Below are 12,439 nucleotides of genomic sequence, written 5' to 3' on the forward strand. Positions count from 1 at the left end.
TTCTTGACCGTTAAAACGATCGTAAACTTTTAATTATCGTGAGTAAACGGGATTGATAATTTGAAGATTGTATCATAAGGCGATTTTACCTTAAATATTTAACAGACCCTTTGGCAAGCTCTCCATGGGGGGCTTGGACAGGATGACAAATCTATATTTATGATACAAGCTCTTTTGCCTTTTATTTTAAGACCGAAACAGTAATAAACGAGCTGTTATGCACATCATGATAAATTTTGTGCGTAGCTTTCTGGAAATCCTGCGGTTCTGCCTGATAGATATCCATAAATTTCTGCGGATTGCGGTCGGCTAAAGGGAACCATGAATTTTGAATCTGGATCATGATTTTATGGCCTTTTTTAAAGGTATGTGCTACATCTGGCAAAGGGTAATTTACTTTAGTGATGGCACCTGGAACAAAAGGCTCTGGTTTTTCGAAACTGTTGCGGTATTTACCACGCATAATTTCTCCGCGCACCAGCATTTCGTAACCACCCATAATCAGGTTTTTAGGGTTAGGCTCTGGGTTTGGTGCATCTTCAGGATAAACATCAATCAATTTAACTACATAATCGGCATCTGTACCAGTAGTAGAAACCACGAGATTGGCCAAAACAGGGCCGGTTAAGGTTATATCTTCTGTTAAAGCTTCAGTCTGGTAAGTTTTTACATCCGGACGGCGCGCAGCAAAACGCTGATCGTCGATCATATATTCGCGGGTACGTCTGGCCTGAATGCCATTCTGGTAAGGTACGGGGTTATTTGGATCGCTCACATATTCGTCCCAGCTATCAGTTCTGCCCACTTTTTCGAAACTGAGCTTCCCATTAGGTTGTAAATACAGGTTTTTGCTTTCTACCTCTTGTGGCGGCCATGTTTTGAACTTTTTCCATTCGTTACTTCCGGTTACAAAAATATTGGCTTCTGCTGCATTAAAATCGCCTTCACCTTTTAAATAATGTTTAAAGAAAGGCAGTTCGTACTGCTGTTGGTAATCGATACTGGTGGTTTTTCCGAAAGGGATATCGCCAAAATAAGAACCATCACTACGTACCCAGCCGCCATGGAACCAAGGCCCTGCAACCAGGATATTGTTAGCACCAGGATTCTGTTTCTCAATTGCTTTGTAAGTATCAAAAGTTCCATAGGCATCTTCAGCATCGAAAAAGCCACCCACCACCATCACCGCAGGTTTTACGTTGGTTAAATGAGGGGTAATTAAACGTGCTTTCCAAAAGGTATCCAGATTTGGGTGTTTAAATAAATCGTTCCAGAATTTAATGCTATCTGCAAAATATCGGTCTTTTAGGTTCTTAACCGATCCGGCTTCTAAATAAAAACGATAATTATCTTGAATGGGGAATTGAAAACCTTTAGGCCCTTTATCTGGCGTAATGGGTTTAGGCCTTGGCACGCCAAAACTGCCCATAAAGCTGAAAGCATCCATTAGGAATAATGTGCCACGGTGGTGAAAATCATCACCCATAAACCAATCGGTAACTGGTGCCTGAGGAGAAACGGCTTTTAGCGCCGGGTGTGCATTTGGCAATGAGGTGGTAGAATAAAAACCAGGGTACGAAATGCCGTAAATACCAGCATTGCCATTGTTGCCTTTCACGTTTTTAACCAACCAATCGATGGTGTCGTAAGTATCCGTACTTTCATCAATCGCTGTTTTAGATTTTTTTCCAGTTAGTTGAGGGCGGATATCGGCAAAAGTACCCTCGCTCATCCATCTGCCCCTAACATCTTGATATACAAAAATAAATCCCTCACGCATCATCGCCGGAAAGTTCCCCAAACTCAGCTTATATTTATCTTCGCCATAAGGTGCAACGGTATAGGGTGTACGGTTAATTAAAAATGGATATTTTTTGGTTTGATTTTTGGGTATATAAATGGAAGTGAAGAGTTTAACTCCGTCGCGCATGGGGATCTGGCGTTCTATTTTGGTGTAGTTTTCTCTAACATATGCCGAATCGGTTTGCTGGGCTATTAATTCATTAGAAATAAACAGACAAAATAAAAGACTGAAAATTCTTGTAAGGTTCATTTAAGCTAGTTTTTAGGAATAAAATTTAAATATAGTTGATTAACGATTGATTAAAAAAAATAGCTCGTAAAAGGTTTGTTAGTAAAGATGTATTGATGCAAGATGGATGGATTTGTGATGTTTTTACCATTAAAACCCTCCCTTCGTCATCACTTTATCAAAATTTAGTTAAATATTGTTAAGGGATAATCTTTTAGGAATTTTCATCGTCATATAGATAATCGACATAAACACAAAATAATGAATAGGTTATTAAATAAAGGATTGGTTGTTTTCGCTGCAGCAGCGATGATTGCAACCTTGAGTATCGAAAGTGTTTCAGCACAACGACCAAGTAGGAGCGGTGGTGGTGGCGGTTCTTTCGGCGGTGGCAGATCGGGCTCAATTGGTTCATCAAGAGGCGGTGGTTCCATTTCCCGCCAGCCATCTATGAGCGCACCAAGCAGAGGCAGTTTTTCTCCAGGTATCCGTTCTGGCAGACCAAGTTATGGTTATAACAGGCCAGGGTATCGTCCAGGATATGGTAGGCCAGGTTATGGTTATCGCCATGGTTATGGAAGGGCTTATTATTACAGGCCATATTATAGCTATTATAATTTTTACAGACCGTTTCTAGGTTTCAGAATTAGTGTATTGCCTTATGGCTATTATCCATTCTGGTATGGCCCAACCCAGTTTTATTATTCTGGCGGGTTATTCTATCAGCAAAACAACAGTCAATATGAAGTGGTAACTCCGCCAGTTGGTGCCGAGGTTCCGAATTTACCATCAGATGCAAACCTGGTTACCATTAATGGTGTTGATTATTACGAATACAAAGGCATTTATTATACTCAAAAAGAAAATGCTGATGGTAAAACTGTATACGTGGTTGCCGGAAAAGATGGAATTTTAAATACAACCGATGGACCGGTTGATACGCACAATATAGGTGATGTTATTAATCAACTGCCGGAAGGATGCAGAGAGGTAACCATTAAAAACGAAAAGTATTTTGTTTCGCCAGATGATGTTTATTATGAAGAAATAGTAGACGGAACAAATATTACTTACCGCGTAATTGGTAAGTTGTTTTAATATTAATTTTTATCGGTGTCAGGTGGTAACATCTGACACCATTTATAATTCCAGTAAATGCACAGTTGGATGGTAACATCCAACTGTATTGTTTAATATCTATAAGAAAGAGCCTATCTTCTTAATGTTCTCAATCTCTTAATGATAGACTTTTTGCAGCAAAAAATCCATATTTTTACGGTCTAAACATTTCGATTTGAAACCTGTATCGCAGCTCTTCTTTGTTTATTCGGTTCTTGCCATTGTCCTATCATCTTGTTCTGCAACAAAATATGCTGTGGTTAAGCAAAATGAAACCAGCATTTCGTCTGTAAAGTTTCTGGATGAATACATTATGCCCTTAAATCCAATTTTCCAAAATACGGTTGTTGGTGGTTTGTCGGGTATTGATTATGATGCAAAACAGAACCAGTATTATATGATCAGTGATGATCCATCACAGCATAGTCCGGCAAGAATTTATACTGCGCAGATTGACATTAGAGAGAATAAGATAGATACCGTTCGTGTAACTGGTGTTACTTATATGCTGCAGGAAAATGGGAAACAATACCCACAATATGGTACTGATAAAAGTGTAAAGCCTGATGGCGAATCGGTTCGCTATAATCCGTTAACCAAACAATTACTCTGGAGCAGTGAGGGGGAAAGGTTATTTAGGAAGGGAGATACTACGATTGTTCAGCCTGGTTTAACTTTTATTTCTACGGAAGGAAAATTTTTGGATACCATTCCAATGCCAAAAGGGTTTTACTTTACAAAAACCGAAAGTGGACCACGCAAAAATGCTTTATTTGAAGGTTTAACTTATGCAGACCAATACAAAACATTGTATGCCAGCTTAGAAGAACCACTTTACCAAGATGGCCCCCAGGCTGCTTTTGAATATGATAAAGCCTTAACGCGGATTTTAAAGTTTGATATAGTTACTAAAAAGAATATTGCCCAATATGCTTATAATCTTGATGCTATGCCTGTTAAGCCTACCGTAGAAAACGATTGGAATGTAAATGGGATTTCCGAAATACTCGCCATTAACAATCATACACTTTTGGTAATGGAAAGGGCCTGGGCCAAAGGCCACGACGATCATACCTTTATAAAACTTTATCTGGTTGATCTGAATGGTGCAGAAAATGAAATTAATAATGCATCGTTCCTTAAAAATCCTCCAAGGCCATTAACCAAAAAATTGCTTTTCGATTTTGATTCCTTAAACAGGCATATTGATAATTTTGAAGGTGTAACTTTTGGACCAAAATTGCCAAATGGACACTATTCGCTAATTTTTTGTGTAGATAATAATTTCGGGAAATCTCAGGTACAACAATTTTTCTTATTTGAGATTATTCCATAAGGATCATTCCTGTTAAAAATTATAATGAGTAAAATAAAAGCATTACTGTTTGATTTAGATGGTACATTAATTGACTCTGAAAAATTTCATTTCGATTGTTGGAATAAGTTTTTGTGTGCATACGAGGTAAAGCTTGATTTTAAGGATTGGTTAACAAATTACGCTGGAATCCCCCTGCCTAAAAATGCAAAGACTATAATAGACAGATATAAAATTGAGGAGGATTTAGACGGTTTTATCAGCAGAAGAGAAAAAATAACTTTTGATGGTTTTAGGACAACAGATATTCAGTTAATGCCCTTTGCATTAGAGTTTATTAAGTTTGCATACGAAAAAGGGCTTACACTAGCTGTGGTTACCGCTAGTCCTAAAATTGATGTTGAAGCCGTTTTTGAGCGTAATGGTTTGGCTAAGTATTTCAGTTTATTTATTACCAGAACTGATGTAAGTAAATCTAAGCCCGATCCAGAAAGTTACAATCTTTGTGTAGAGCGGTTAGGCCTTGAAAAAGATGAATGCCTTGTTTTTGAAGATACTTTAAACGGAGTTAAATCTGCTCTGGCTGCAGGCATAACCTGTTACGCCATTCAAAGCAATGTAAGGGCACATCAAAAACTAAAAATAGCAGACGAATTATTCCTCAGCTTTGCGAATGCCAAAGAATTTATGCTGCAAAGGGCATTAATATAGTCGCTTATTCTTTAAAGTAAGTATTCGTTTTTAATCAAATCACCTTTTTACTGGATACCGTTTAATGCATGTCAAAACCCATGCAAATCATAAACCCGGTTAATTCTAGGGTAATATAATCTGGTATAGCTATAAATAGCTATACGCAAAAAGGCTGTTTACAGCTATATATTAACATTCTTATTGGCTGTAATTTAGATTTTAAATTAATTTATGCTCTGGCAAGCCAAAACCGCAGATTTAAACGGGTTAAGGGGTTACCAATTAGCAAATGTTAAAACAGGTTTTACAGCTAATTAACCTTCCCATTAACAGTAGCAATTAAGTGTAAAATTATTTAAGAGATGCGTTTTTTGTGCCGCTAATAGGTTTTCTATGTGCTAATTTTTATTATCAATCTATTTATACAACAATTAAAAAAAATGAAAAAACACTTACAGCTTACCGCATTATTTATTCTTGTAGCATTAACCGGAATGGCCCAGTCTAAATCTGGCTCATTTAGTAAAGGCGATAACCTCTTTAACATCGGAGTAGGTATTGGTAGCCCATTTTTTGGTTCGGGTTATACCTCATCGTTACCTGTCAATCCATCAATTAGTTACGAAAGGGGAGTTTCTAATGCGATCAGTGTAGGCGGCCAGTTATCGTATGCAAGTTCTAAATACGAAGGCTTTAATAATAGTTATAGTTTTAAGCAAAATGCTATTTACATAGGTGCAAGAGGCTCTTATCATTTTAATGAACTTCTTAATGTTGATCCTAAATTTGACCTTTATGGTGGAGCAAGCCTTGGTTATGTTGCCGTTAGTGTAAGTGATAATCAAGGATCTTATGAGGGTACAGCAAGTGGCATGGGCTTTGGTTTGTATGCAGGAGGTAAATATTATTTAAAATCAAGTACCGCCCTATATGCCGAGTTAGGCTATCAAAGTCTCTCATTTTTAAACGTCGGAATTGCTTTTAAATTTTAAAGACGGAAGCTTTCGTCTTTAAACATTAAAGTGGGTACCAGATTGCGATTTTTTTAAAAAAAATTGCGGAAGAAGTAAAGGCAGAACTAGAAATTGAGTTTGTTAGTTGAGTTAATGTGATGGCTGGTAGCAATACCAGCCATTTTTATTGGCAATGCTCTTGTTTAACCAGAAAGAAATGTTCCTCTGCGAAAGAATTTATATTGCAAAAGGAATTGATTTAGTTCTTGGAAATTACCTAGCTTAGTATAAAGCAATAGAACTTTGTATGGTAAAAAAAGGATTATGGATTTTATTTGCAACCTTCGCATTGCTGATTGGGCTCTACCCAATGATTTATTTTTTGATGGACAGGAAATTTGGATTGTTAAATTCAAAGTCGGTTGAGTTGTTGGCCAATACTTTCTGGAACATTGGTTTTTATATGCATATCATTTTCGGAGGAATCGCTTTATTGATTGGTTGGACACAATTTAGTCCGAAAATGAGAAATAGGCGTATGGCACTTCACCGAAAACTGGGCAAAGTTTATGTGGTCGCTGTACTGCTTAGCGCATTAGCGGGTATTTATATTGGCTTTTTTGCAACAGGTGGGTGGATTTCTTCAACAGGCTTTATTTGCTTAGGCATCATTTGGTTTTACACTACCTTAAAGGCTTATTTATATATTAAACGCGGAGCAGTTGAACAACATCAAAAAATGATGGTTTATAGTTATGCGGCTTGTTTTGCTGCTGTAACATTAAGAATTTGGCTGCCAATTTTGACAATGGTTTATGGCGATTTTTCAAAAGCCTACCTGGTTGTTGCCTGGTTATGCTGGATTCCAAATTTGATTGTTGCCTATTTGTTAACAAGAAAAACAACTAATATTGATTCAGTTGTTCATTAGTCAATAGTTCATTTATAACTGGTTCATGGCTGATAGTATAATTGGTTAATTAACGCAAAACGTCAAAGACTTAGCCCAACTTAGCTATTTGTTTATTGCGCCCAACCAAATATTTTATAGTCTTAAAGTAAAATGTTTTTATGCTCAGTAATTTATCGATATTTTAACTTTATGAGATTATCCTGTTTGGCCTTAGTAATGACGCATTGTTTATAGTTATGAACTAATAAGCTATATACCGATGGCTATGATTGCAAGACTATTACCCAATCGACTTTCAGCTTTCCGCCTTTTTTCCCTACATTTGGCTAATCAAAATTCTCATAAAATTATGCAATACGATGTCGTTGTTATCGGTTCAGGGCCGGGCGGTTATGTAGGCGCAATCCGTTGTGCTCAGTTAGGTTTAAAAACTGCAGTTGTCGAAAAATATAAAACTTTTGGAGGTACTTGCTTAAACGTAGGTTGTATCCCATCTAAAGCTTTATTAGATTCTTCAGAGCATTTTCACAACGCTGCCCACACATTCACTACCCATGGTATCAACTTAAAAGATTTAAAGGTTGATATGAAACAAATGATTGCCCGTAAAGACGATGTTGTTGCTCAGAACACTGCCGGTATCACTTATTTGTTCAAGAAAAATAAAATCGATTCTTTCGAAGGTGTTGGTTCTTTTGTTGATAAAAACACCATTCTGGTAACTAAAGCCGATGGCTCTACAGAGACGTTGTCAGCTAAAAATGTAATCATTGCTACAGGTTCTAAACCAACAGCTTTACCATTTTTACCAATCGATAAAAAACGCATTATCACCTCAACTGAGGCTTTAAATATTAAAGAAGTACCAAAAACGATGGTCGTAATCGGTGGTGGTGTAATTGGTTTAGAGTTAGGTTCGGTATATGCCCGTTTGGGTACAAAAGTTTCTGTTGTTGAGTTTTTACCATCTATCATCAGTACTATGGATGCTGGTTTGGGCAAAGAATTGCAACGTGTGTTAAAGAAAACTTTGGGCATGGAGTTTTACATGGGGCACAAAGTTACCGGTGCTACCACTAAAGGTAAAACCGTAACCGTTACGGCTGAAACACCTAAAGGCGAATCCATTTCTTTAGAAGCCGATTATTGTATCGTTGCTGTTGGCCGTACGGCTTATAGCGAAGGTTTAGGTTTAGATAAAATCGGTATCACTGTTGAAGAAAGAGGTAAAAAAATTCCGGTTAATGAGCATTTAGAAACTTCTGTTAAAGGTGTTTACGCTATTGGCGATGTAATTACCGGTGCAATGTTGGCACACAAAGCAGAAGATGAAGGTACATATGTTGCTGAAACAATTGCAGGCCAGAAACCACATATCAATTATAACTTAATTCCTGGAGTGGTTTATACTTGGCCAGAGGTTGCCTCTGTAGGTTTAACCGAAGAGCAGTTAAAAGAAAAAGGTGTTAAATATAAAGCAGGTTCATTCCCTTTCAAAGCCAGCGGACGTGCGAAAGCGAGTATGGATACCGATGGTTTCATTAAAGTTTTGGCCGATGCCGAAACAGATGAAGTTTTAGGTGTACACATGATTGGTCCGCGTGCCGCAGATATGATTGCCGAGGCGGTTATTGCAATGGAATTCCGTGCATCTGCAGAAGATATTGCACGCACCTGCCATGCACATCCAACCTATACCGAAGCGTTAAAAGAAGCTGCTTTAGCTGCAACTGATAACAGAGCAATACACATTTAAAAATAGCTTTTAATCACGAGGCGTCATACTGAACTTGTTTCAATAACTGTTTAGTGAATGATAGAAAAATCCCGATATTTATATTGGGATTTTTTGTTTTTATTTCCTTTATATTTTCTTAATAAAATGATAACAATTAGCGCCTAAAAAACAGCATTTTAGCAATTTATTTTTGCGGTTCAGATATTAAAACCATGAACTGTAAAAAACTATTTGGTGCAATTCTTATTGCGTCGTTGGCAATTGCTGCCTGCAAAAAAGATTCAACTGATGATCCGATTGTAGATCCTCCAATTGAAGCTATCGTTCCTGAAAAAATCGACAGTTTTAAAGAAACTGCCTCTATTGATTTAGGTGGAGAATTCGCTTCAGAGATTTCTGCATACGATCCCTTAACGAAAAGATTATTTGTAGTGAGTAATGATGGGGGAACCAAAGTTGATGTGGTAGACATGAGCAAGTATCCAACTGTTACAAAATTGCAAACCTTAACCTTTGCAGCCAACGCTGGTATTAATAGCGTAGCAATTAGTAACGGTTTATTGGCAATCACTTTAGATGGAGCTGATAAGCAGGGCAATGGTGATGTTTTCGTGCTTAAAACGTCAGATTTATCAGAAGTTAAAAAAATTACAGTAGGTGCCATGCCAGATATGGTAACTTTTAGTCCAGATGGCAACTACATTTTATCTGCCAACGAAGGTGAACCGAACCTGGCTTATACGGTTGATCCTAAAGGCACTATTTCTATTATTAATATCAAAGATAATTATTCGGTAAAAACGCTTGATTTCTCGGCCTTTGAATCACAAAAAGCTACATTACTGGCTGGTGGTTTCAGGATTTATGGTTATAATGCGAGTTTTGCCCAGGATATTGAGCCAGAATACATTGCGGTAAGCAGCGATTCTAAGAAGGCTTATGTTACCTTACAGGAAAACAACGGTGTTGCTGAAGTTGATATCTTAGCAGGAACCATTACGAAGATTATTCCATTAGGTACAAGGGATATTAACCTGGCTGAAAATGCTTTCGATGTTAGTGATAAAGATGGTAAAAAAGTTTTGGGTACATGGCCAATAAAAGCTTATTACCTGCCAGATGCAATCTCTTATTTTACTGCTAATGGTACGGCCTATCTGGCGCTGGCAAATGAAGGCGATACCCGCCAGGACTATACACCAAAAGAAGCGAAAGAAGAAGTACGCGTAAAAGATCTGATGTTAGATCCGGCTAAGTTTCCTAATGCTGCAACCCTGCAGTTAGATGCGAATTTGGGAAGGCTTACTGTAACCAATACAGCTGGTTTTACTATGGTTGGTACAAACAAAGTGTATCAGGAATTATTTTCAACCGGAGGAAGATCTGTGAGTATTCTTAATGCAAATACAGGAGCTTTGGTAACCAACATCGGTAAAGACCTTGAGCAACACGTAATTGATGCCGGTAAATACGATGATGATCGCTCGGATAATAAAGGCGTAGAAGTAGAAAGTGTAACTATTGCACAAGTAAACGGACAAACTCTGGCTTTTATTGGTCTGGAACGTGCAGATGCAATCGCCATTTATGATGTGACCAGTCCAGCGGCACCAAAATTTGTTCAGTTATGCTCTACAGGCGATGCGCCTGAGGGTTTAATGTTTGTTAAACCAAAAGATAGTCCGAACGGCAGAAGTTTATTAATTGTTTCAAATGAAGGAGATGGTACCGTTCGGTTCTATCAGCCCGACAAAATATAGATGCTATCCCTTATTAATTATTATGTTTTTAGCCCCGATGTAAAATCGGGGTTTTTGCTTTTTAGAGTTGTCAATTTTAATGGGCCTTTCGCTGTTAAGTTGCCAACTTTTCGCTTATAATTCATTTCTATAAACGAAGAATAAAAACTAAGCACTATATTGCAAACAAAATAAAACTTTAGGGGTGCCTTCAAATAAGTTGGCTGAGAATATACCCATTTTATAGGTAGAAGATAAAAGATAAAAGGCGGAAGGTTAAAAACCCTATGCCCTACGCCTTAAATCTTATACCCTATAAATGAACCTGATCCGGATCATGCCGGCGTAGGAAATTAGTTTGTCTGCAAAAAAATTGCGTAAAAATGCATGCTGCATTTGAAGACTCCTGAAGTTGTACAACAAAATGAAGTCTTTAGCAATGAATTATATTAATGTATTAACAATAGCCGGCTCGGATAGTGGCGGTGGTGCAGGCATTCAGGCCGATTTAAAAACCTTTTCTGCCTTGGGCTGTTTTGGTACATCGGTAATTACAGCGGTAACGGCGCAGAATACAATGGGAGTGCGCTCAGTGCACGGCATCCCAGCCGAAATAATTAAAGATCAGTTACAAGCGGTATTGGATGATATAGCACCAGTAGCCATTAAAATCGGAATGATTAACCTGGCAGAAGTGGTTGGTATAATTGAAACAGAACTTAAGAATTACCTGCCGAAAGTACCTGTTATTTTAGATCCCGTTATGATAGCTACCAGTGGTCATAAATTGATAGCGCCTGATACTGTTGAGCAATTAATTAACAAATTGTTTCCTTTAGTAAGCCTGGTTACTCCGAATATTGATGAAGCGGTTATCCTTGCCGAACAACCCATTCATAACCTCGATGATATGATTGCTGCGGGTAAGAAAATTATTGAAAAAGGGGCAAAAGCTGTTCTGGTTAAAGGAGGGCATTTAATAGGTCCGGTAATTTATGATGTTTTAATTTGCGGAAGCGATGCTCCCGTTATACTCGAAAGTACTTTTATTGCTTCTAAAAATCTACATGGAACGGGCTGTACGCTTTCATCAGCTATAGCTGCCGAAATGGCTAAAGGCAAAACGTTGCTGGCTGCAATTAAAAATGCAAAAAACTACATTAGTCAGGCCCTGCAAGCAGGTAGTGAAGTAAAAACAGGTGAAGGTAATGGACCGCTAAACCACTTTTTTGAACCTTTAAAATTAATTATTCAATGAAGTGGAGCGACGATGCCTGGGAAAGGGTTAAACCCATCTATAACAAAATTTTAACCATGCCTTTTAACCTGGAGCTAAGTGATGGTACTTTGCCAAAGGAAAAATTTATTTTCTACCTGGCACAAGATGCCTATTACTTATTGGAATTTGGAAGAACTTTAAGCACCATTAGTGGCCGTATGCAAGACGCAGATTTGGTGATGGCTTTTGCCGGATTTTCTACAGGTGCCATTTTTGCCGAGCGTAGTCTGCACGAAAGTTATTTTGTAGAATTTGGTTTAGCAAACGAAGTGCAACCTACTCCATCTACACTTTTGTATACCAATTATATTCTTAGCCAGGCTGCGTACGCCAATGTAGAAATAGCAGTAGCAGCCGTTTTGCCATGCTTTTGGATCTATAAGGCAGTTGGTGACCATATTTTTGCACAACAGACCGACAATCAAAATCCCTATAAAAGATGGATCGATATGTATGCAGGCGTTGAGTTTGCTTCAGCAGTAGAAAAAGCGATTGATATCGCCGATCAACTGGCCGCGCAGGCTAATGCAGCAACTCAACAAAAAATGCTGGCAGTTTTTGAAATGGCAACCCGTTTAGAATGGATGTTTTGGGACAGTGCTTATGAACTCGAAAAATGGAAAATCTAAGATTTTAGCCCCATGAAGTATAAATATTT

General features: G+C 37.9%; 10 protein-coding genes. 9 read left to right on the top strand and 1 reads right to left on the bottom strand.

The window, feature by feature from the left end:
* Positions 1 to 181: 181 nt before the first annotated feature.
* Complete coding sequence (locus tag H9N25_RS22995) at positions 182 to 2,053, bottom strand: CocE/NonD family hydrolase (RefSeq protein ID WP_190327357.1); 1,872 nt, start codon at positions 2,051 to 2,053, stop codon at positions 182 to 184.
* A gap of 240 nt (positions 2,054 to 2,293) precedes the next feature.
* On the opposite strand from H9N25_RS22995, the gene H9N25_RS23000 reads away from it, so the two are divergent.
* From H9N25_RS23000 to H9N25_RS23040, 9 genes are all read left to right on the top strand, one after another.
* The gene (locus tag H9N25_RS23000; RefSeq protein ID WP_190327358.1) at positions 2,294 to 3,130 is read left to right on the top strand and encodes a DUF6515 family protein; all 837 of its coding nucleotides are present in this window, start codon (positions 2,294 to 2,296) and stop codon (positions 3,128 to 3,130) included.
* Positions 3,131 to 3,326: 196 nt separating this feature from the next.
* A complete protein-coding gene (locus H9N25_RS23005; protein WP_190327359.1) occupies positions 3,327 to 4,487 on the top strand; it encodes an esterase-like activity of phytase family protein in 1,161 nt (386 codons plus the stop codon).
* Positions 4,488 to 4,511: 24 nt separating this feature from the next.
* Complete coding sequence (locus H9N25_RS23010) at positions 4,512 to 5,177, top strand: HAD family hydrolase (protein ID WP_190327360.1); 666 nt, start codon at positions 4,512 to 4,514, stop codon at positions 5,175 to 5,177.
* A gap of 422 nt (positions 5,178 to 5,599) precedes the next feature.
* Complete coding sequence (locus H9N25_RS23015; protein ID WP_190327361.1) at positions 5,600 to 6,151, top strand: outer membrane beta-barrel protein; 552 nt, start codon at positions 5,600 to 5,602, stop codon at positions 6,149 to 6,151.
* Positions 6,152 to 6,419: 268 nt separating this feature from the next.
* Positions 6,420 to 7,043, top strand: coding sequence for a DUF2306 domain-containing protein (locus tag H9N25_RS23020; protein WP_190327362.1), 624 nt, complete (start codon positions 6,420 to 6,422; stop codon positions 7,041 to 7,043).
* Between the two features lie 331 nt (positions 7,044 to 7,374).
* Positions 7,375 to 8,781 (top strand): dihydrolipoyl dehydrogenase, encoded by a 1,407-nt coding sequence (gene lpdA / locus H9N25_RS23025; RefSeq protein ID WP_190327363.1) that lies wholly within the window; start codon positions 7,375 to 7,377, stop codon positions 8,779 to 8,781.
* A 194-nt stretch (positions 8,782 to 8,975) separates the two neighbouring features.
* Positions 8,976 to 10,523 carry a choice-of-anchor I family protein gene (locus H9N25_RS23030; RefSeq protein ID WP_190327364.1) on the top strand — a complete coding sequence of 516 codons (1,548 nt, stop codon included), beginning with the start codon at positions 8,976 to 8,978 and terminating at the stop codon, positions 10,521 to 10,523.
* A gap of 418 nt (positions 10,524 to 10,941) precedes the next feature.
* A complete protein-coding gene (thiD, locus tag H9N25_RS23035) occupies positions 10,942 to 11,760 on the top strand; it encodes a bifunctional hydroxymethylpyrimidine kinase/phosphomethylpyrimidine kinase (protein ID WP_190327365.1) in 819 nt (272 codons plus the stop codon).
* Positions 11,757 to 12,410: a TenA family protein gene (locus H9N25_RS23040; protein WP_169502545.1), complete on the top strand. Its 654-nt coding sequence runs from the start codon at positions 11,757 to 11,759 to the stop codon at positions 12,408 to 12,410. The genes thiD and H9N25_RS23040 overlap by 4 nt, the downstream gene beginning before the upstream one ends.
* Positions 12,411 to 12,439 lie beyond the last annotated feature (29 nt).

It is taken from the genome of Pedobacter riviphilus, from assembly GCF_014692875.1.
Lineage (GTDB): Bacteria > Bacteroidota > Bacteroidia > Sphingobacteriales > Sphingobacteriaceae > Pedobacter > Pedobacter riviphilus.